This is a genomic window from Roseimaritima sediminicola (assembly GCF_009618275.1).
In the GTDB taxonomy this organism is placed as follows: domain Bacteria; phylum Planctomycetota; class Planctomycetia; order Pirellulales; family Pirellulaceae; genus Roseimaritima; species Roseimaritima sediminicola.
Map to the genome: position 1 here is coordinate 176,600 of NZ_WIAD01000004.1, position 20,868 is coordinate 197,467.

Consider the following 20,868-nt stretch of genomic DNA (forward strand, 5'->3'; position numbering starts at 1 on the left):
CGTGTTCCGATCGGTGTTCCAGACGGCTATCCCGCGGGAGGGGGCCGCCCGAAAACTGAAAACCGAATAGCGGGCGGGAGAGCTTAGCGAGCGGCAAGCTTGGCCGAAGCGGCTTCGCCGGCGAAATCAAACGCCAGCTCCTGCTCGCTGCCAGCGACCAATCGCAAGGTCTTCTTCTTGGTGACTTCGCGTCCTTCACGGACCACGGTCACCGCGATTTCATAACCGTCCCAGACTTCGCCTTCGCGCAGTTGACTGGTGCGGAAGACCCGGGTCTGGCCTTCGGCTGCGGTCGCGTTACCAGCCAGAGTGACTTTGGCGTCATCGGGCACGTGCACGGTCAACGCCGTTTCCACCGACTCCGCTTGCGGAGCGGCGAAGACGAGGCGTTCCTTGTCGCCGGCGCGAACACGCAGCGTCTTGGTTTCGCGGCTGGTTTGACCGCCCGATTCGTCTTCGACGACGATTTCATAAGCGTACGTGTAACCGGCTTTCAGTCCACGCGACATGAACTGACGAATCGGCCCTTCGCTGGTCGTCGGGTGTCCGTTGACGGTCACGCGAGCGGTCGCGGGAACGGCCACGGTGATCAACGCCGCGTCGGCTTGCAGTCGAGCTTCGGCCGGAGCGGCGGCTTCGGGAGCGGTGGCGTCGGCCGGAGCCGGAGCATCCTGGGGAGCGGGATCAGCCTGGGGAGCGACTTGGCCGCCATCGAGGATCACGCCTTCGCTGTACGGCTGGTCGAGGATCGTGCCGCTGTCATAGCCACCGCTGACGACCGGGGCGACACTGTGCGACTGATAGACCAACGGAGCGGCGTAGGAGTAGGTCGATCCGGAGGAATGCCCACCGCTGGATCCGCCGCTGGCGTAGCTGTAGTGACGATACGAACGGTAGCTGGCGTAACCGCTGCTGCCGTGGCTGCTGCTGCCGTAACCGGCGTACCCACGACTGCCGTAGCTGCTGCCGTAGGAGGAGTAGCCGCTGCTGCCGTGGCTGCGATAGCTGACGTAGCCGCTGCTGCCGTGGCTGGCGTGGCGAGCCCGTTTGGCGGCGATGTGACGGTGAATCTTGGCGTGCAGCCGCGACAACAGGCCGCCGCCGCTGCTGCCATGACTTCCGTAACTGCCGTGACTGCGGTAGCTGCTGTAGCCGCCGCTACTGCCGTAGCTTCCGTAGCTGCCGCCACTGCTGCCGCCACTGGCATAGCCGTAGGAGGCGTATCCACTGGAACCGCCCGAATGATACCCCCGTGAGCCCCAGCCGGCTTCGACCGGCGAACACGCAAACACGGCCAGCAACGTCGCTGCTGGTGCCAAGAACCGTAGCTTTTTCATGAGATGCTTCCTTCAGTAAGCCAACACACTGCACGCCCCCAGGGGCACCTTCCCCCTCGCTGGTAGATGCAGCCACTTTAAGGATAACTCGCCCGGGGTGCCGTTCAAGCAGATCAGGCAAATTTTAGCAGATAGGCGATCTAGCGAACTTCCAGCCGAATGTCGTCGAAATCCGCCGTCCCGGTCGCGCCGAACAAGCCAATTCGCAAAATCGCTTCGCGGGTCTGCGGCGGAACGCGAATCATGCGACTCTCCTCACGCCAGGGGCGCGTGCCGCGGAACGGGCCCAGCCAATACGTCCCCAGCTCGCGGCGGAGGTCGTCGTAGAAGGTGATGGCCACCATGGGCAGGCGATCGGCGCGGCTGCTGCCGCCGACGTCCTCGGTGCGGACGCGGCCGGCCAGCCGGACCAGCGTGACCGCGCGGCCGTCGATGGCGACGCCCTGCAGCAGATGCGAATCCAGCCCCGGCGTTTCGTTCTCAAAACGCACAAAGGCCGGCCCCGAGGCATTGCTGCTGGCCTGGTTCTCGCTGGATTGGCCCGCCGAGGAATCCAACCCTGCGCTGACGCGGCGGACCTGACGGCCGTAGTACCAGCCCGGGATGAAGGCCGGCGAGGGGCCGGCTTGCTGGAAATCGCCGTTGATGATCTCGGGCCGCGACGGATCGGGCTGCCGCTGGCGGCCCTCTTCGGCGGTGCCGGTCATCGGTACGAACAGGGTCGGCCGCAGCGGCTGCCGCTCCAGCTTGCCGTCCTTCTTGATCATGTGATACAGCGTCTGCTGGTAACGCTCGCCGACGGGAATGATCATCTGGCCGCCCTCACGCAACTGGTCGACCAGCGGCCGAGGGATCGATTCGGGCGAACAGGTGACGATGATCTTGTCGAACGGCGCCGCCTCGGGCCAGCCCAAGAAACCGTCGCCGACACGAACCGAGACGTTGTCATAGCCCAGTTCGGCCAGCGTCCGAGCGGCTTTCTCGCCCAAGGGTTTGACGATCTCGATCGTATAAACCTTCTCCACAAGAGGGCTCAGCACGGCCGCCTGATAACCGCTGCCGGTACCGATCTCCAGCACCTTGTCGGTGGGCTGGGGATCGAGCGCCTCGGTCATCAGCGCGACGATAAACGGACTGCTGATCGTTTGCGCATCGCCGATCGGCAGCGCCATGTCGTAATACGCCTTGCTCCGCTGCGAGGGCGGCACAAACCGATGCCGCGGCGTCTCGGCGATGACCCGCAGGACGCGCGTGTTGGTCACGCCCGCGCTGCGAATCCGCGTCTCGACCAACTCCTCGCGGAGCGGGGCATACGGATCTTCAGCCACGGAACGACTCCCTACAGAAAAACCAAGACAGCAGACGACAAAGAAAGCGAACGTGAGGGCCCGGCGGGGCACGCCCGAAAATCCGCGCGGCGAATCACCAGCGGCAAAACGCGTCCGGCAAAGTGGCAACATGAAACGGTCTCGAACAGAGGACAGGATGACTGCAAAACCATACTGTCCAGAATAGCCTTTGGACGCGGGCCAGAGAAACTTCCGCGCCGTTTGCCGCCTGGGCCGAGCCGGCGTGTGAGAACGATCAAAACGCCTGTAACGAATCCAAGGCCAGTGGCATAGGCTTCCAGCCTGTGAATGCAAAACCGCAGTGGCATAGGCTTCCAGCCTGTGAATGCAAAACCGCAGTGGCATAGGCTTCCAGCCTGTGTGCAGGGAACGCCGCAAGGTGTGTTTCGGCATCACTCTCCCTCGGGGAGAGTCGGGCTCTCAGGCCCGGAGAGGGTCTTCCTGGGGGCCCTCCCCGGGCCTGAGAGCCCGACCCTCCCGCTCCGCGGGAGGGTGTTGTTACTCTCGCTTAGCGCGCGTCGACGGTCACGCCCGGCCAATCGTCGCTGCGAAACGGCGTCAGGGGCAGGTCGTCCTGGTTGTACAGGTTCACCCGGGGGTTGTCGGCCCAGCCGTAGCGGACGGCCTGCGGATCCTGGACCTCGCCGCTGGAAACCTCGATCCGCCCATCCTTCAGGATCTTGGCGTCGGCCCAGTGGAACTTGCGGTCTTCGCCGGCGACGGCAAAGCCGACCGGGTGATTCACATCGAAGGGCCGCCAGCCGCTGCCGACGTGGTCAAACGACAGCACCAGCTTGTTGCCCTGCTTTTCCATCGAAGCAAAACGGGGGCTCCGGTAGTCCATCTCGACACCGTACTGCTGCGCCAGTGCCCAGCGGGCCAAGCGGCGACCGACGATCTGCTTGTTCCGCGGGTGGATGTCTTTGCCTTCGCCGCGGTCGATGATTACGGCCTCGCCGGTGTTGGGCAATTTGTCCATGGTCATCGTCTGGGCTTCGCGCAGCTCGGCCCAGCTGCTCTCGCCGGGCTGCTCGACTTCGGCGCGGAAATCGGCCAACTGGACCCAGTAGAAGGGGAAATCGCCCTGGCCCCAGTCGTCGCGCCACTGTTGGATCATCAACGGAAACAGGTCGCGGTACTGGTAGGCTCGGCCGGCGTTGGATTCGCCCTGGTACCAGATCGCTCCGCGGATGCCGTATCCCAGGTGCGACTTCAACACGCCGTTATAGATATTGCCGGGATTGTGGTTTCCGGTCACGGCTCGACGCAGCCCGGCCAGCTGTTTCTTTTCGTCCTGGCTGAGGTCTTCTTTGTCCTTCAGCTCCTGGTACTGCGATTCCATCTGCTCATAGCGGGCGAGCAAGGGCCCGTACATCTCTTGATCCTTGGCCAGGGTTTCTCGCGGCACCCAAGCTTCCGCGGCGGAACCGCCCCAGGCGTTATTGATCAAGCCGACCGGCACGTCGAGCGTCTGATGCAACTGGCGGCCGAAGAAGTAGCCGACCGCGCTGAAATTGCCAACCGTCTCGGGCGAGCAAACCATCCAGGTGTGATCGTCGTGCGACCAGACCGGCTGCTGGGTTCCCACCCGAGGAAAATTAATCATGCGGATTTCGGGATAGTTCGCCGCGGCGACTTCCAGGTCCAAATCCTCCGATCGATTGACGGTCCAAGCCATGTTCGACTGGCCGCTGCAGATCCAGACCTCGCCGACCAGGATGTCGCTGACGGTCACCTTGTTGTTGCCCTCGACAGTCATCTGCCGCGGCTCGCCAACGCTCAGTGGTTTCAGCGTCACGCGCCAATTGCCCTCGGCGTCGGCCTGAGTGCTGTGTTCCTGATCGCCCAGGCGGACCGTGACTTTCTCGCCGGCATCGGCCCGGCCCCAAACCGGATTCTCCTGGTCTCGTTGGAGGACCATGTGGTCGGAGAAGACGTTGGGCAGCCGCACGTCGGCGCGGGCGGCGACGTCGAATGCCCCGCCGACGACCAACAGGCCGGCCAGCAAGACGGGAAAGGACATCGTGATCTTCATGGTGAGTACCTCAGTGCAAAACAGAAACCGCGTGAACGCTTGGTTGCACAAACAACCCGAGCGAGCGCGGCGTGGTAGGAGTGGGGTGCATACGGTGCAGGGGTGATCAGTCTAGCGACCGCGACCGGGGCCTGCCACAAAGCCCCTTTTTCGCTGTTGCAATTTTTACAAACCGCTTGCTAGACTCGCCTTGCGAGCGTAGACGGAACTTACCCAGCAAGGAGGCTGGACGGTGTTAGCAAGATCGCCGATTCGAACCAAACTATTGTTGGCGTTGGCGATCCTGACGGCCATGGTCACCACGCTGGCTTTCAGCGGATTCTGGGGCCTGTACCGGTACCGCCGGCTGGCCAATAGCGTCAGCCAACGGGCGGCCGAAATTCCTCAAACCAACGCTCTGATCCGCAGCGTCGAAACCCTGCGCGACAGTTGCCACCGGATCGAAGACGTTCGCTTCCGGCGGTTGACGCTGGGATCCGAACGCCTGCTGTCCAGCGCCATCCTGCACACCGAAAGCGATCGCTTCAACCATGCGTTGGAAGAGTTCACCTCGGTCCTCTCCCGCTACCGCGCATCCCTGGATGCATCCAGCAGCGAAGACATCCTATTTGCCGATCCCCGCCAGCAGCAGAGATTGTTGGACGCGATCGAACGGACGGTGCAAGACCTCCAACAATTGCACCGGCGTCCGGTGAATGAATTGGAACCGATTCAGTTTGCGTCGCTGCAACTGAAGCTGGACGAGCTGTACGATCAAACCCAGCAATTGCCCGGCTTTCTGCAGATGCGCATGACCACCGTTCGCGATGAGGTCAAGGGCCAGTACCGCACCTGGATCGCCCTGGCCTGGCTGTGTACGGTGCTCGCGCTGATCATGCTGGGCGTACTGCTGTGGTTGTTCCGAACGTTGGTCGTCCAGCCGTTTCGCACGCTGCTGGACGGTTGCCGCCTGGTGGCCGGCGGCCAGTTCAACCACCACATCGAACTGGGCACCGGCGACGAACTGGACGAACTGGGTCAGGCCATGAACGGAATGACCGAACGTTTCCAGCAGACCTGCACCGAACTGCACCTGATGTGCGAAGACCTGGATCGCCAAGTTCGCGAACGAACGCGCGAAGTGATCCAGCGCGAACAATTGGCCAGCGTCGGCTTCCTGGCCGCCGGCGTCGCGCACGAAATCAACAACCCCCTGGCCTCGATCGCCTGGAGTGCCGAAGCCCTGGAATCGCGGCTGCACGACGTGCTGCATGGCGATGACGAAACCCGCAGCATCACCGGCGAGGAAGCCGCTACGATCCGCAAGAACCTCTCTCGCATCCAAGACGAAGCCTTCCGCTGCAAAGGCATCACCGAACGCTTGCTGGACTTCAGCCGCCTCGGCAATGTGACGGTCGAACCGACCGATCTGGGCAGCCTGGTCGAGGACGTCGTCTCGATGGTCAGCACCCTCGGACAGTATCGCTGTAAATCGATTCAGGTGATCTGCCCCGAAAAGGTCGTCGCGGCGGTCAACGCCCAAGAGATCCGCCAAGTCGTGCTGAACCTGTTGACCAACGCCCTGGAGAGCGTCGCCAGCGACGGCTTGGTCGAAGTGAGCATTCGCAAACAGGACCAACAGGTTTGCATCTGCGTCAGCGACGATGGCTGTGGGATGACCGAAGAGGTCCGCGAACACCTGTTCGAACCCTTCTTTACCCGCCGCAACGACGGTCGCGGTACCGGATTGGGACTCAGCATCACCTATCGCATCGTCTGCAAACATCAAGGCCTGATCACCGCCTACAGCGATGGCGTCGGCCGCGGCTCGCGGCTGGAAGTCACCCTGCCCCTGGAACCTGTCGAGAGAGAATATGCCACGCGCCAAGTCGCCTGAGAATGAACCCCAGATGCGTATCCTGTTCGCCGACGACGAGGAGAACCTGCAGGAGTTGGTCCGCAGCGAAGTACCGCGGATGGGTTACGCCGTGACGGTCTGCCCCGATGGCTTAACCGCCGTGGCGGCTCTGGAAAAAGAAGACTTCGACTGCATGATCGTCGACCTGCAGATGCCCGGACTCAATGGGCTGCAGGTGATCGAGAAAGCCGCCCAGCTGCGTCCGGACATGGACACCGTGATCATGACCGGCAACCCCAGCCAGGAAACGGCCATCGCGGCGGTCCAGTACCAGGTCTTCGACTACCTGACCAAACCCTGCCGGTTGGCCGACATCGCGGGACTGCTCGGTCGCGTCCGCGAACGCCGCCAGAGCCGCCGGCAAGTGGCGGCGTTGGAACATCGGGTGCGGCGGGCCGAAGGCGAAACCCGGCTGGTCGGCGAACACCCCTCGATGCACGAAACGATGCGCCTGATCGAACGCGTCGGAGCCTCCGAAAGCACCGTCCTGGTTCGCGGCGAAACCGGCTGCGGCAAGGAACTGGTCGCCAGGGCCCTGCACGAGAACAGCGGTCGCGCCGACCAACCGTTCGTGGCGATCAACTGCGGCGCCCTGCCGGAGAACCTGATCGAGAGCGAATTGTTTGGTCACTGCCGCGGTGCCTTTACCGGCGCCGACGCCGCTCGCACCGGCCTGTTCGAAATGGCCGACGGCGGCACCTTGTTCCTGGACGAGATCGGCGAGCTGCCGCTGTCGATGCAGGCCAAGCTGCTGCGCGTGCTGGAAACCGGCGACATCCGCCGCGTCGGCGACAACGACACCAAACACATCGACGTCCGCGTCGTCTGTGCCACGCACCGCGACCTGGAACAGATGGTTCACGAAGGCCAATTCCGCGAAGACTTGATGTTCCGCATCAACACCTTCGAAGTCCGCGTTCCGGCGCTTCGCCAGCGGGCCAGCGACATCCCCGTCCTGGCCGCCCACCTGCTGCGGCGTTTCCGTCCCGACGCCAAGGGCAGCGCCGAGGAAAGCTTCGCCCCGGAAACCCTGCGTGTGTTGGGCGAACACGTCTGGCCGGGCAACGTGCGGGAGCTGGCCAATGTGATCGAACACGCGGCCATCCTGTGTGATCAATTACCGATCCTGCCGGAGCATCTGCCGCGGCACTTCAGCAACCGGCAGCTCCGCAAAGAGCTGCGGGCCAACGGCCCGATCAGCCTGCGGGACCTGGAGATGCACGCGATCGACGAGGCGCTCGAGCGCCATGACGGCAACAAACCGGCCGCCGCCGCCGAACTGGGGATCAGCCTCAAGACGCTGTACAACAAGCTCAACGCCGCGGTCGAAAACAAAGCCGGGTAAGGTTTCCCCACCCGGTAGCTGAAGTCGCCAGACTTTGGACAGCCACGAAGTGGTGATAGGTCGTAGCCATGGGCGCGAGCCCAGGGACCCGCTCTTTACCCTCCTGCTGCGCGGGAGGGTGTTGTCGCGGGGTTTCACCGAAAGATTCATGCCGACGGGCTTAGAATTTTGTCAGGAACGTGAGCCCATCGCCCCTCGCTACAACTTCTGGCGGATCACGCCCACGGCGATGCCCATGACTTGGGCGTCGCGAACGTAGATCGGTTCCATCTCGCGATTGGCCGGCTGCAGGCGGATGCGGTCCTCTTCGGGATACCAGTACTTCAACGTCGCTTCGCCGTCGGGCGTTTGCGCCACGACGATCTGGCCGGGCGAAGCCCACTGCCGGCGCTCGACCACCACGTAATCCCCATCGGCGATGTGGGCTTCGATCATCGAGTCGCCCGAGACCTGCAAGATAAACCGGTTCTCTCCGGCAAACATCTCGCTCAGATCCATCCGTTCGTTCTGCTCAAAAGCCAACGTCGTCGGACCGGCTGCGACCACGCCGGCGAACTGAATCGCCCCGGGCGAACGGTCGGCTTGATGCGTCAACTCGATGGCCCGCGACTTGTTGGGGCTGCGGCGGATCAGCCCCTTCCGCTCGATGGCCTTCAAGTGGCACATCACTCCGTTGGGGCTCTTGATCCCGAACTGCTCGCCGATCTCCCGAACCGTCGGGCCGTAGCCACGCTGCACGATCAGATTGCGGATCAAGTCGTACACCTGTTGCTGCCGCGCCGTCAGTTTTGCGTTTTCCATTTTTCGGATACTCCCTCAGTGGGTGATGCGCGGCCGCCGAGCTGACTAGGGCCGCCTGTACAGTATCAAATTGTACACCCCAAACTGAGGATGTCTACCCCCCTACGGAACAGAAAAAACGAGGCGAAAATGTAGCTGGCAAAAACGAGCCGGACCCCGGACGGCCTGGCGGTTGACTGAGCCGTTCAAGCACGTCGCAACCTTTAATCCGGCTTCACTCTCCCTCTGGGAGAGTCGGGCTCTCAGGCACTAGCTTCGGTTTCGTCACTGCAAAACCGGGGCTATCGCCCAAACGGCTCACACCAAGCAGTGCGTTTTCGAAGGAACCGACAGGCCGTAGAGGATGCGGAGAGAGAGAGAGGATGCGAAGAGCGAAACGCCCAAACACACGGCGTAGGGGACTTAACTTCCGCTCCCACTGGCCTGTTTTTTCAGCTGCACCAGCTGCTGCCGCTCGGGAAGCGTCTTGTAGGCCGGATCCAGCGGGTAACAGCCGCTGATCCAGCCGTTGCGCGGCGCGGTCGTGCAGTCGCTGAACGTGCGGCAGATCAACTTCCGCTCCAGCGGCCGACCGGCCAGCACATCCCGCGGCAACTGGGGATAGGACAGCACCATCCGGCCCAGCCCAACCGCGTCGACCATGCCCTGCTCCACGACCGCCTGTGCGACGTGCGGCAGAAACTGCTGCAGGTAGGTGTAGCCGCTGCCGACGACGAACATCTCCGGGACCGCTCGCTTGCACTGGGCCACCGCGTCGATCTGTCGGACCACGCCGCACAGCGGATCCTCCGGCGGCTGGTACCCGTCGCTGGGCGGAAAGATGGCCGGCCGCTGGATGTGAGGGTTGTAGTAGGGACTGCCGCAGCTGAGGTTCAACAGCCGCACGCCGCGGCGGGCCAGCCGCCGCACCAAGCGCAGCGGTTCCTCCAGATCCTGCTGCAGCGGATCGTCGGCGCGGCACCCAAAACCGGCCTCATACCGCTGGCCGCCCGGCGCCGCCGCCGGCTGGCCGACCTCCGCCCCCGGTTCGTAGGGCAGCGTATCAAACAGACTCAGCCGCACCCCGATGGCCAGCCGCGGACAAGCCGCTCTGACCGCATCGATGATCGATAACAGCAATCGCGTACGGCCGTCGAAATCGCCACCGTAACGTCCCGGGCGACTCCGAGCACTGAGCATCTCGTGCAGCAGGTATCCATGGCAGGCTTTGACGTCGACGAAGTGAAACCCGCAGCGTTCGGCCAGCCGGGCGGCGCGCACATAGTCGTCGACAAGATCGTCCAGTTGGGCGTCGGTCCACACCGCGGTGTCGTCGTCGGGGTCGATGCCGCAGCGGGCATCCAGGATGGGATGGTGGTAAGCGATCCGCGGCTCGAGCCGCTGTTTATCGTTGGGCCTGCAGAAACGACCGCTGTGGGTCAGCTGCAAGCCGATGACCAGCCCTTCGGTGTCGCCCATCGCCTCCTGATGCGCCTCGACCAGCGCGGCGTGCAGGGTTCGCAGTCCGGCCTCGTTGCTTTCCAGCGCCAGCGTTTGATGCGGATTGGCGCGTCCATCGGCGCGAACCGCCGCGGCCTCGCCGCCCCAAATTAATTTCGCTCCACTGGCCCCGAAACGCTGCCAGCGGCGGATCGTCCACGACGACGGGCTGCCGTCCCGCTCCGCATCCCAGCCTTCCATCGGATGGATGCACCAACGGTTACCGATCCGCAATTGTCCCACGCTGCCTTCGCCCACGCTGGCCTCGGCGGCCAAGGGCGAGCCCTGTTCGGCGGACAAGACCTGCTCGTCGACCGGCAGCGTCAACTGCAACTCGGTCAAACGTTCGCGAAAGGCGGCGGGGGAGCGCAGTTGAGCCAGTTTTCCGTAAGTCACAGAGGCCATCGGCAGGGTTCTCAGATAAGTAGACGAAATCGATGCAGCGGCGGGGCAGACGTGACGGAGCAATGCCGCTCAGCCGTTTAGACGTTAGCCCCGCTTCGTTTGGAAGTTTGTCTCGGTACGTTTGGACGTTAGCTCGCCGGAGCCGCGAGATAGCCCGAGTAGCACAGCGCGATCACGGTCAGGCCGACCGGAAAGCACCACAGGGCGAACCAGTCCAGCCTGCCCAGTTGGCTCCAACGAATCAACCACCGCAGCGAGACCACCCCGACGACGAAGGCCACCACGGCGCCGGACAACAGCACGCTGAGGCCCTCGCCACTGGGCGGTTGCTCGACCAGATCCTTCACCGCCAAGACCGTGGCGCCCAGAATCGCGGGGATGGCCAGAAGGAACGAAAACGTGACCGCGTCCTCGTTCCGCAGCCCCAGCAACCGGCCGCCGACGATCGTCGAACCGCTGCGGCTGACCCCGGGCAGGATCGCGAAGGCTTGAAAACATCCCACGGCCAAGGCGCCGGCCCAGCTGAACTGCTGGTAAGCTCGCTCGCCGCGCGGAATCCACCGCAGCGCCGCCAACATCGCGGCGGTGACCAACAGCATGCACCCGGCCAGCAAAGGATTCTTCAGCATCGCTTCGAACTGCGTCTTCAGCGTCAACCCGACCACGACGGCCGGCAACGTGCCGATGACCAGCAGCGGAATCACGCGGCGATCCGACCGAAGCAGCGCCAGGATCCGCTGCCAGTAGACCACCAGAATCGACGCCAACGTGCCGCTGTGCAGGATGATTTCCAGCGTCGCCGACTCGCTCTGCCCGCCCATCAAGGCGCCCAGCACGACCAGGTGGCCCGAGGAACTGATCGGCAGGAATTCCGCGATGCCCTGCACCACGGCAAGGACCCATACTTCATACCAGTGCATGCATCGGCACCTGTGGCTTGCGGGTTGATTCGAGTGGGAAGGCTCGCCGGGAAGAGCGGCGCCGAGCCGGTGCAAAGCTAGCCGTTTTAGGCGTTTTCCGCTACCGCGCTGCGGCGGGCTGCTTGCCGGCGTCGGACTCAGAAACCAAGCTGTAGGGACGGTCTCACTTCCCCTGCCCTGCACTTCCCCGCCACAACGCCCATAGGCCACGACTTTGCGCGACGACGACTCTCTCGATGCCGGCGCCGGCGCTGCCGCTTCCGCCGCAACGCTTCCAGACCCGCCGGCCGGCCGTCCCTGGCGCGCCGACTTGATCAACGTCCTCCGCGGTTACTCGATGGGTGCGGCCGACACGGTGCCGGGGGTCAGCGGCGGGACGGTGGCCTTGGTGTTGGGGCATTACCAGCGGCTGATCCAGGCGATCAGCCACCTGGACGCCGCGGCCCTGGATCTGCTGCGTCAGCGGCAGTTCGCCGCCGCGGCCCGGCACTGCGACCTGCGTTTTCTGCTGGCCCTGTTGGTCGGCGTGGCCGGCGGCATCCTGACGCTGGCCAGCGCCATGCACTGGTTGCTGGACCACCGGATGCCGGAAACCTTTGCCGTGTTCTTCGGCCTGGTCGTGGCCAGCAGCCTGATCGTGGCCGGCCAAGTCCAGCGGTGGCGGCCCGCGTCGCTTGCCCTGGGCGTGGTGGCCGCGGCGGCCGCGTACGCCCTGTGCGAATTGACCCCGACGGTGGCCGAGCCCAGCTTGCCGTACATCTTTGTCGCTTCCACCGTGGCGATCTGTGCGATGATCCTGCCGGGCATCAGCGGTGCGTTCATCCTGTTGGTGCTGGGCGTGTACCAACCGATCACCGGCTTGATCAAAGAATTGGCTCGCGGCCAAGTCAGCGGCGAGGGGCTGGTAAAGCTGGCGACATTCGGCCTGGGATGCGCCGTGGGCCTGACGTTGTTCAGCCGCGTGCTGCGGTGGTTGTTGGGCCGCTACCGCGACCCCACGTTCATCATTCTGATAGGATTGATGATCGGATCGCTGCGGCGGCTGTGGCCCCTGCAGCGGGCCACGGCCGAAACCGCCGCCGCTAAATTTTCACATCGCCACTGGGAATTGGTCGCTCCGGCCGACTGGTCCGGATCGCTGCTGTGGCTGGTCACCCTGGCCGCGGTGGCCTGCATCGCCGTCCTGGTCGTCGAACAACTGGGCCGGCGTCACAGCCAATCCTCTTCGCAATCGCTCGAATCGCCACAAGCACCGACCCGCGAACCCTGATCGTCCCATGATGCGTTTCGTCCATATCACGCTGGCCCTGGTCACCTGCAGCGGAATCGTGGCGACGCTGTCGGCCTGGAACCACCAGCGTCCTCTCCTCGCCGAACACGGCGAACTTGTCGACCAGGTGGGCCGGCTGGACGTCGAGTCCCCAGATCGCCTGTACTTTGCAAGGCTTGCCACCGACCAGCCGCTGCATTTTGCTTGGCGGACCCGTATCCCTGAAGACCTGGATGTGAGGTTTATCTGTCAGACGCTGTTCGGCAGCAGTAGTAGCAGCAACTCTTCGAACAAGACCGAAACGATCCTTCGCTGGCGAGCCCGATTTACCGACACCGGCATGCAAAGCTACTTCAAAAGCGGCAGCGGGTCTTCCACTTCCTCCACCGGCAATGAGAAACTTGTCCGGTTCCTCGAAGCGAACGCCGATCGCTTGGAGGTCACGGACGCCTGCGCGGAAGATCCCTGCAGCCTGGCCCCCGAGGCGGTGCTGACGTTGCTAACGGTCCGGGTTCCCGAGGACATGAAGCAGGAGGTGATCGACACACTCGGCGAGAACTCGCCGCTGCTCGACCAGCCAGTTGTCGTCATCCGCGTGGGCACGCCACAGGCCTATGCGGACGAAGCTTTCCAGAACGCCAAACAGGGCGGAGGCAACCGATGAGCGACGCTTCGGTCCCGTCCCCAGCTCGCCCGCGGTCGCGGCTGCGGCCTCGATTCAGTCTCTTGACCCTGCTGCTGCTGATCGCGGCCACCGCCAGCTGGCTGGCATATTGGCGGATCGCCAAGCGCACCGAGCGGATCCGTGCCGAGCTGCCGGGCTTGCGAGAAATCGCGCGCAGGCTGATTGTCGAGGACCCGGCGCAGTACGCCGCCGTTCAGCAGCACAGCCTGTGGGACGACGATTTTCGCTGGCGTGTGTATCTGCCGCCCCAGCACCGCTACCAGGTGCATTTGGCGACCGATGCCGTGGACCACCGCGGCCAACCGACGCCCGTGGCCTCCGCATCGATCCCACCGGGCAAGCACGAACTGGAGCTGCGCAGCAGAAAAGCCGACGACCACTGGCAGATCGACGTCGTGATCGATGACGAAGTCCGATTGAGCGACACACGGCCGCTGGAGTGGAATCCGCGCCGAGGCAGCAGCGGGGCGAGCGAGATCCGCACGCTGCGGCAATCGCTGACCACGCAGCCGCTGAGCCTTTTCCGCCGCCGCTTCATGATGGACGACAGCGGCCAATGGAACGTCCCCGACGGCCCCACCAACGGCATCGCCCTCTGGATCGACACGGACAACGCCGGCGACACCAACCACGTCGTCATCCCCGAATCCCCGTAGCCGAAGTCGCCAGACTTTGGAAACAATAACCCTCAACCCGTCCCGTCCAAACTCTGGCGAGTTCGGCTCCGGGTGACCAGTTCGGCTCCGCCGCGGTTGACAGTTTGCGGCTCGAGGACTAGCTTTCCATTCTTAGCCCCAGCTAACTTTTCCCACCGTCATCCGGAACGTATGCCAGCAATCCATAAAGGTGTTCCCATTTCGATGCTCCCTACTCGGCGATCGCCACTGCGGCTCCGCTTCGCCTCCGCCCTGCTGACGCTGGTCGCCCTGTCGCTTATCGGCTGTGGCCGTTCATCCGAACGGGCACCGCAGCGGTCTTCGAGCGACCCGATTCGCGTGACGGCCACCGTCGGCATGGTCGCCGACATCGTGCGGCAAGTCGGCGGCCCGCACGTCGAGGTCACTCAGATCTGCGGCCCCGGCGTCGACCCGCACCTGTACAAAGTCACCCGCGACGACGCTCGCCTGCTGAGCGATGCCGACATGATCTTCTACAGCGGCTTGATGCTCGAAGGCAAAATGTCCGATACGCTGGTGAAGATGGCTCGCCAGCGACCGGTCGTCGCGGTGACCGAAGCGGTCGACCCCGACCTGCTCCTTGAACCCGAAGCGATGCAGGGCCATTACGACCCGCACGTCTGGATGGACGTCTCGGCCTGGAGCGAGTGCGTCGCGGCGGTCCAGGAAGCTTTGGCCGACGCGGCGCCGCAGCACGCCGATACTTTCGCCGAAAACGCGGCCGCCTACCGCGAACAACTCGATCGACTGCATCGCTACGCCCAGCAGACCATCGGCAGCATTCCCGAGAACAGCCGCGTCCTGATCACCTCCCACGACGCCTTCAATTACCTGGGCCGCGCCTACGGTTTGGACGTTCAAGGCGTCCAGGGACTGTCGACCGAAAGCGAAGCCGGCCTGCAGCGCGTCAACGAACTGGTCGACCTGCTGGTCGAGCGAGATGTAAAGGCTGTGTTCATCGAAAGCAGCGTGCCGCGCAAGAGCATCGACGCCCTGATCGAAGGAGCCCAGTCGCGAGGTCACGAAGTGGTCGTGGGTGGCGAACTGTACTCCGACGCCATGGGCCCCGAGGGCACCTACCAAGGCACCTACATCGGAATGCTGGATCACAACGTCACAACCATCACGCAAGCGCTGGGAGGCGAAGCACCCGAGGGCGGGATGCAAGGAAAGCTGGAGAGGTAAGACAGGGAGGGGGGGGATTGCGAATTGCGAATTGCGAATTGCAAATTGGAGCGGCGGGATTTGGGATTTGGGATTTGGGATCATCCCCTCAGACGCCGCCTGTTTGCTCTGATCCTTTCTCCCCTCTCCCCCGCAGCCTGGCGAGCCCCAGCGAGTCAGGCTGCGGGGGAGAGGGGTCGGGGGTGAGGGGGCTTGCACAGCAGCCTACAACAACCCAGGGCTCCGGCCCCGACGCACGATCATCTGCCACAAGCACGAGCACGAGCACGAGCACGAGCACGAGCACGAGCACGAGTACGAGTACGAGTACGAGTACGAGTACGAGTACGAGTACGAGTACGATAAACTCGCCACTCGCCAACCAACAACCAACAACCAACAACCAACAACCAACAACCAACAACCAACAACCAACAACCAACAACCAACCCACATGTCCTCCGATCCCGCCGCTGCGACGCTGCCGCTGAGCGTGCACGACTTGACCGTCGCGTACGACCGCAAGCCCGTGCTGTGGGACGTGGGTTTCGACGTACCGCCGGGGTCGTTGGTCGGCGTGGTCGGACCCAATGGGGCGGGCAAGAGCACGCTGCTGCAAGCCGTCATGGATCTGCTCTCGCCGGCTTCGGGACGGATCGAAGTCTTCGGGGCTCCGTACCGCAAGATGCGGCACCGCGTGGGTTATGTTCCCCAGCGCGAAAGCGTCGACTGGGACTTTCCGGTCGACGCCCTCGATGTGGTGACGATGGGGCTGTACCGCCGCATCGGCTGGTGCCTGCCGGTCCGCCAAAAGCATCGTGACCTGGCGATCGAAGCCCTCGACCGCGTCGGCATCGCCGACCTGGCTCGCCGCCAGATCAGCCAACTGTCCGGCGGCCAACAGCAACGCACCTTCCTGGCCCGAGCTCTGGTGCAGGACGCGGACCTGTACCTGATGGACGAACCCTTCGCCGCGGTCGACGCGGCCACCGAACGGGCGATCATCGACATCCTGCGGGAAATGAAAAACCGCAACAAAACCTCGGTGGTCATCCATCACGACCTGCAGAGCGTGCCCGAATACTTCGACTATGTCGTCCTGCTGAATATGCGCATTGTGGCCCACGGTCCGGTCGCCGAAACGTTCACGCCCGAGAACCTGCAGAAGACCTACGGCGGCCGGCTGACGTTGCTCGACGAAGTGGCCGAAGCGATGCGTCGCCGGGAACGATCGTTATGAGCGGTGACGATCGCACGCTGCGGACACAACCGCGAGTTCAGCGCGAGCCATTTTCCGCGTCGCGCCGGCTGCGCGGGGCCGCGCTGATTCTGGTGCTCTGCTGCAACCTAAGCACGTCGCCCTGTGTGTTTGCACATTACTCTCCCTCTGGGAGAGTCGGGCTCTCAGGCCCGGAGAGGGTCTCGTGGAGTGCCCGCCCCATTGCTGCTCTGCTGTCCCCTGCTCTGGCCGGCGAGTTGCTGACTGTGGATACAGCTGGCGACCCTTCGCGTTCGGATCGATCCCTGGCGGGCCGCTCGCTGGATTGGCCCACCTGGCGGCAGCTTCGCCGCGTGCTGCTGCTGCAGGACTACAACACGCGCGTCGTGGTCCTGGGCACGACGCTGTTGGGCTGTGCGGCGGCCATGGTGGGCAGCTTTACACTGCTGCGTAAACGCGCCCTGATGGGCGACGCGCTCAGCCACGCGACGCTGCCGGGCATCGCCCTGGCGTTCATCCTGGCCACGCTCTACGGCGGCGACGGCAAAGCTCTACCGGTCCTGCTGGTCGGAGCGACGATCAGCGGGTTGCTGGGCGTGGCCACCATTCTGGTCCTTCGCAGTCTGACGCGATTGAAAGAGGACACGGCGATCGGCGCGGTGCTCAGCGTGTACTTCGGAGCGGGGGTGGCGCTATTGAGCATCGTCCAGCAGATGCGTGAGGGCAACGCGGCGGGCCTGGAATCGTTCATCTACGGCAAGACCGCCTCGATGGGCCGCGCCGACATCCGTTTGATCGCCACCGCGGCGGCGGCCTGCATCGCCGGCTGTGTGCTGTTGTTCAAAGAATTAAAACTGTTGTGTTTCGACGACGCCTTCGCCGGCTCGCGCGGCTTTCCGGTCCGCCGCTTGGACATCACGTTGATGGCCCTGGTCGTGATCGTGACCATCGTGGGGCTGCAGGCGGTGGGTCTGATCCTGATGATCGCCTTGCTGATCATTCCGGCCGCCGCTGCGCGCTTCTGGACCGAACGCCTGGGCCGGATGTTCCTGATCTCCGGCGCTCTGGGGGCGGCCAGCGGATGGTTGGGGGCGAGCGTCAGTGCGGTGTTCTCCAAACTGCCCTCCGGCGCGATGATCGTGCTGGTCTGCACGGCGATGTTCGCCTTCAGCATGGCCTTCGGATCGGCACGCGGCGTGGCGGTGCGGGCTTTCAAACGCCGCCGCCTGAACCGTTCGATCGATCGCCAGCACCTGCTGCGGGGGCTGTACGAATTGCTGGAGGAATCGTCCACCGCAGACGACGCGAACGCCCAGCGGCACGAGGGCGTTCGCCTCGAGGCGCTGCTGCGGAAGCGCAGCTGGTCGCGGCCGCGGCTGCTCAGACAGATCCGCCGCTGCCAGGATGATCTCTTGGTGCAGGCCCGGGGAAACCGCGTGCGGCTGACCCGCCGCGGCGTGATCGAAGCTCGACGTTTGACGCGCCAGCATCGGCTGTGGGAATTATTCTTGATCCACTATGCCGACGTCGCGCCCAGTCACGTCGACCGCGACGCCGACGCGATCGAACATGTGCTTGAACCGGAGATCATCGAGGAACTGGAAGCCATCCTCAGCCGCAGTGGACCGGCGCTGCCGGCCAGCCCGCACCGGCTGGACCAGCCCGACCCTGTGCCTCCTGCGGAGGGCTCCTGACGATGCATCTGTGGCAACACTGGAGCTGGCAGATCGACGGCTGGATCATCGCCGCCGGGGTGCTGTGCGCGGTGGCTTCATCACTGCTGGGAAACTTTCTGGTCCTGCGGCGAATGAGCATGTTGGGCGATGCGATCACCCATGCGATCCTGCCGGGCCTGGCCGTCGCGTTCTTTATCAGCAGCAGCCGCAGCAGCGTGCCGATGTTTTTGGGGGCGGTGATCGTGGGCGTGCTGACCGCGCTGTTCACCGAATGGGTGCGGCGGTTTGGACACGTCGACGAAGGCGCCTCGATGGGCGTCGTATTCACGTCGCTGTTCGCCCTGGGACTGGTCTTGATCGTCCAGGCCGCCGACAACGTCGACCTGGATGCGGGCTGCGTGCTGTACGGCGCGATCGAATTAACTTGGCTGGACACGGTTTCCGTTGCCGGTGCGGAGATCCCCCGCGCCGTGCTGGTGCTGGGCGTCGTGACGGTGATCAATGCCCTGTTCGTGACGCTGTTCTTCAAGGAGCTGAAGCTCAGTTCCTTCGACCCGTCGCTGGCCACCACCACGGGCTTCAGCGCCGGCCTGCTGCATTACCTGCTGATGGTGTTGGTGGCCGTGACGGCGGTGGCCAGTTTCGAAAGCGTCGGCAGTATCCTGGTGGTCGCCATGTTCATCGTGCCTCCGGCCACCGCCTACATGCTGGCCGACCGTCTGGCTCCGATGATCTGGATCAGCGTGTTCTTGGCGACCGTCGCAGCCGTTTCCGGGCACGTGCTGGCAATCGAAGTGCCGCGCTGGTTCGGGTACCGCAGCACGACCACCGCGGGGATGATGGCCGTGGCCGCCGGGGCCCTGCTGGCTCTGGCGATCCTGTTCAGCCCCCGGCATGGAGTGCTGGTCAAATTCCTTCGCCGCCGCCGGCTGGCTTGGAAGATCCTGGCCGACGACACGGTGGCGCTGCTGTACCGTCTGCAGGAGCGGGACCCCGAAGCGGCGACCGATCCGAACACGCTGCGCGGTTTGCTGCTGGCCGACCAGTTTTCTTTCCGCCTGGTGCTCGCGTGGCTCCGCCGCCGCCATTACATCCAGCGGCACGACGGCCAACTGCGGCTGACCCGTCCCGGCCGCCACATCGCTCGCCAACTGGTCCGCTCGCACCGCTTGTGGGAACAGTACCTGACGTCCTTCGCCAATATCGACGCGGCGCGCGTTCACGATAAAGCCGAGCGGCTGGAACATTTCACAGACCGCAGCCTACGAGACGAACTGGACGCGGCCACCGAAGGCGCCGAACAGGACCCCCACGGTTCGCCGATTCCGGTCGAACGCAGCGAGCCCGGCAATCACAGCGATTCGTAGGTGGCGCGAATCGCCGCCGGGCCGTGGGTGCGTTCCAGCCGCCGCACGGTGAAGTGGGCGCGGGCCAGTTCCTGGTAGTGGTCGATGAAGTAGGTATTGATCAGGGCCCCGCCGACGGCCCCGACCACGGGGATCGCCTGGGCGGCCAGTTTCTCGCTGACCACGATTCCGAACCGTTTTCCGATCTCGCCGACCAAGCGTACCAGCGGCGGCGCGGAGGCGTCCAGCGCGCCGCTCTTGGCCATGTACTTGGCGGCATCGGCCGTGTGTTTGGCCAGCCCGGCGCGGACGGCAAAGTAACCGATCTCGCGGCTCTCATCGCCTTCGCCCTCGGGGCTGCGTTCGTTGCCCGCCCCGAGCGCAAACACTTCCAGGCAGGCCAGACGCGTCTCGAGATCGCTCAGGTCCTCGCCCTGGCTGCGGGCGATGTCGGCGACGCTGCGCAGGATCAACAGCGTCGAAACGGGCAACTCGGCGGCCACCGAAGCCATCCCGAACGCGCCGCCTGCGGCCCCGGTCAAGCCGGCCATCCACTTATGGCTCAGCAGCCGCGGGGCCGCGCCCCGCTGGGCGTTCTCGTCACCCAGGGTTTTGACCGCCACATTCAGCGCCGTGCGCAGGGCCTTTTCGATCGCTCCGTGAACGGCACCTTCGGCCGCATCGGGCAACATCCGCATCGTGGCCGTCACGGGCATGCCGATCAACTCCGTCAAGCGATCGGCCATCCCGCGATGCGTCAGCACCTCTTTGGCTTCGCGCAGTTCCGCCAACCCGACCTGATCCTCCAAGACAATCAAACCCGTTTCTTTCTCGCTCAAAATGAAACCCAATCAATTTCAAAACCATAGATATATCGAGGCCACCCAGCATTGTACGCCGCCTGGCGATCCCAAGCCCGGGGTGGGTGACACTTTCGTTGCCACCGACCAGCGTGCCAGCATCTATAATGGCCCATCGCCCCGCACGCCCTATTCAAATCTTAAATCTCCTGACTCCGGCGGATTCTATGTATGAAAAGAATCGTTTTCTCCTCTCTCCCCCAAAGCCTGGCGAGCCTAAGCGAGCCAGGATTTGGCGGAGAGGGGTCGGGGGGTGAGGGGGAATGCAGCGCAGCAGCACCATTGCCGTATCTGAATGCGGTGCACAGTCCTGGGGATCGTACGCCATGAGTCATTCCGTTGCACCCGAGCCCCCTCACCCCCGGCCCCTCTCCCACCACTGCTTCACTCGCTGACGCTCGCG

16 protein-coding genes are annotated in these 20,868 nt (G+C 64.1%); 9 read left to right on the forward strand and 7 right to left on the reverse strand.

Annotated elements, in window-relative coordinates; translation table 11 throughout:
- Positions 1 to 83: 83 nt before the first annotated feature.
- From GE027_RS04205 to GE027_RS04215, 3 genes are all read right to left on the reverse strand, one after another.
- The gene (locus GE027_RS04205) at positions 84 to 1,337 is read right to left on the reverse strand and encodes a TIGR03000 domain-containing protein (protein WP_153555927.1); all 1,254 of its coding nucleotides are present in this window, start codon (positions 1,335 to 1,337) and stop codon (positions 84 to 86) included.
- A 140-nt stretch (positions 1,338 to 1,477) separates the two neighbouring features.
- The gene (locus tag GE027_RS04210) at positions 1,478 to 2,665 is read right to left on the reverse strand and encodes a protein-L-isoaspartate(D-aspartate) O-methyltransferase (RefSeq protein ID WP_315852908.1); all 1,188 of its coding nucleotides are present in this window, start codon (positions 2,663 to 2,665) and stop codon (positions 1,478 to 1,480) included.
- Positions 2,666 to 3,194: 529 nt separating this feature from the next.
- Positions 3,195 to 4,721, reverse strand: coding sequence for a sialate O-acetylesterase (locus GE027_RS04215; RefSeq protein ID WP_153555929.1), 1,527 nt, complete (start codon positions 4,719 to 4,721; stop codon positions 3,195 to 3,197).
- Between the two features lie 232 nt (positions 4,722 to 4,953).
- Between GE027_RS04215 and GE027_RS04220 the strand changes: the two genes are divergently transcribed.
- Positions 4,954 to 6,597: a sensor histidine kinase gene (locus GE027_RS04220; protein WP_153555930.1), complete on the forward strand. Its 1,644-nt coding sequence runs from the start codon at positions 4,954 to 4,956 to the stop codon at positions 6,595 to 6,597.
- Between the two features lie 13 nt (positions 6,598 to 6,610).
- Positions 6,611 to 7,963: a sigma-54-dependent transcriptional regulator gene (locus GE027_RS04225; protein WP_153555931.1), complete on the forward strand. Its 1,353-nt coding sequence runs from the start codon at positions 6,611 to 6,613 to the stop codon at positions 7,961 to 7,963.
- A 198-nt stretch (positions 7,964 to 8,161) separates the two neighbouring features.
- Here the strand turns inward: GE027_RS04225 and lexA are convergent, their stop codons facing one another.
- The 3 genes from lexA to GE027_RS04240 form a co-directional block, all read right to left on the reverse strand.
- Entirely contained in the window at positions 8,162 to 8,764 is a 603-nt protein-coding gene (gene lexA / locus GE027_RS04230; protein ID WP_153555932.1) for a transcriptional repressor LexA, read from the reverse strand.
- A gap of 402 nt (positions 8,765 to 9,166) precedes the next feature.
- Entirely contained in the window at positions 9,167 to 10,648 is a 1,482-nt protein-coding gene (locus GE027_RS04235) for an oxidoreductase (protein WP_237607254.1), read from the reverse strand.
- 128 nt (positions 10,649 to 10,776) lie between these two features.
- Positions 10,777 to 11,568 (reverse strand): undecaprenyl-diphosphate phosphatase, encoded by a 792-nt coding sequence (locus GE027_RS04240; protein WP_153555933.1) that lies wholly within the window; start codon positions 11,566 to 11,568, stop codon positions 10,777 to 10,779.
- 214 nt (positions 11,569 to 11,782) lie between these two features.
- Between GE027_RS04240 and GE027_RS04245 the strand changes: the two genes are divergently transcribed.
- The 7 genes from GE027_RS04245 (at position 11,783) to GE027_RS04275 (ending at position 19,626) form a co-directional block, all read left to right on the forward strand.
- Positions 11,783 to 12,838, forward strand: a complete 1,056-nt coding sequence (locus GE027_RS04245; RefSeq protein WP_153555934.1) for a DUF368 domain-containing protein — start codon at positions 11,783 to 11,785, stop codon at positions 12,836 to 12,838.
- A gap of 7 nt (positions 12,839 to 12,845) precedes the next feature.
- Positions 12,846 to 13,502, forward strand: coding sequence for a hypothetical protein (locus GE027_RS04250; RefSeq protein ID WP_153555935.1), 657 nt, complete (start codon positions 12,846 to 12,848; stop codon positions 13,500 to 13,502).
- Positions 13,499 to 14,179: a hypothetical protein gene (locus GE027_RS04255; protein WP_153555936.1), complete on the forward strand. Its 681-nt coding sequence runs from the start codon at positions 13,499 to 13,501 to the stop codon at positions 14,177 to 14,179. The genes GE027_RS04250 and GE027_RS04255 overlap by 4 nt, the downstream gene beginning before the upstream one ends.
- Before the next feature lie 204 nt (positions 14,180 to 14,383).
- The gene (locus GE027_RS04260) at positions 14,384 to 15,385 is read left to right on the forward strand and encodes a metal ABC transporter solute-binding protein, Zn/Mn family (RefSeq protein ID WP_153555937.1); all 1,002 of its coding nucleotides are present in this window, start codon (positions 14,384 to 14,386) and stop codon (positions 15,383 to 15,385) included.
- Positions 15,386 to 15,818: 433 nt separating this feature from the next.
- Positions 15,819 to 16,604, forward strand: coding sequence for a metal ABC transporter ATP-binding protein (locus GE027_RS04265; RefSeq protein WP_153555938.1), 786 nt, complete (start codon positions 15,819 to 15,821; stop codon positions 16,602 to 16,604).
- A 245-nt stretch (positions 16,605 to 16,849) separates the two neighbouring features.
- Positions 16,850 to 18,277 (forward strand): metal ABC transporter permease, encoded by a 1,428-nt coding sequence (locus tag GE027_RS04270; RefSeq protein ID WP_237607255.1) that lies wholly within the window; start codon positions 16,850 to 16,852, stop codon positions 18,275 to 18,277.
- A 2-nt stretch (positions 18,278 to 18,279) separates the two neighbouring features.
- Positions 18,280 to 19,626, forward strand: a complete 1,347-nt coding sequence (locus tag GE027_RS04275) for a metal ABC transporter permease (RefSeq protein WP_153555940.1) — start codon at positions 18,280 to 18,282, stop codon at positions 19,624 to 19,626.
- Here GE027_RS04275 and GE027_RS04280 read toward each other — a convergent pair.
- The gene (locus GE027_RS04280; RefSeq protein ID WP_237607256.1) at positions 19,611 to 20,444 is read right to left on the reverse strand and encodes an EcsC family protein; all 834 of its coding nucleotides are present in this window, start codon (positions 20,442 to 20,444) and stop codon (positions 19,611 to 19,613) included. The genes GE027_RS04275 and GE027_RS04280 overlap by 16 nt on opposite strands.
- Between the last annotated feature and the right edge of the window lie 424 nt (positions 20,445 to 20,868).

Bases quoted from the DNA above. Each gene is read 5' to 3' on its own strand.
- GE027_RS04205 (WP_153555927.1), bottom strand. From the start codon at position 1,337: ATGAAAAAGCTACGGTTCTTGGCACCAGCAGCGACGTTGCTGGCCGTG.
- GE027_RS04215 (WP_153555929.1), bottom strand. From the start codon at position 4,721: ATGAAGATCACGATGTCCTTTCCCGTCTTGCTGGCCGGCCTGTTGGTC.
- GE027_RS04225 (WP_153555931.1), top strand. From the start codon at position 6,611: ATGCGTATCCTGTTCGCCGACGACGAGGAGAACCTGCAGGAGTTGGTC.
- lexA (WP_153555932.1), bottom strand. From the start codon at position 8,764: ATGGAAAACGCAAAACTGACGGCGCGGCAGCAACAGGTGTACGACTTG.
- GE027_RS04235 (WP_237607254.1), bottom strand. From the start codon at position 10,648: ATGGCCTCTGTGACTTACGGAAAACTGGCTCAACTGCGCTCCCCCGCC.
- GE027_RS04240 (WP_153555933.1), bottom strand. From the start codon at position 11,568: ATGCACTGGTATGAAGTATGGGTCCTTGCCGTGGTGCAGGGCATCGCG.
- GE027_RS04250 (WP_153555935.1), top strand. From the start codon at position 12,846: ATGATGCGTTTCGTCCATATCACGCTGGCCCTGGTCACCTGCAGCGGA.
- GE027_RS04255 (WP_153555936.1), top strand. From the start codon at position 13,499: ATGAGCGACGCTTCGGTCCCGTCCCCAGCTCGCCCGCGGTCGCGGCTG.
- GE027_RS04260 (WP_153555937.1), top strand. From the start codon at position 14,384: ATGCTCCCTACTCGGCGATCGCCACTGCGGCTCCGCTTCGCCTCCGCC.
- GE027_RS04265 (WP_153555938.1), top strand. From the start codon at position 15,819: ATGTCCTCCGATCCCGCCGCTGCGACGCTGCCGCTGAGCGTGCACGAC.
- GE027_RS04275 (WP_153555940.1), top strand. From the start codon at position 18,280: ATGCATCTGTGGCAACACTGGAGCTGGCAGATCGACGGCTGGATCATC.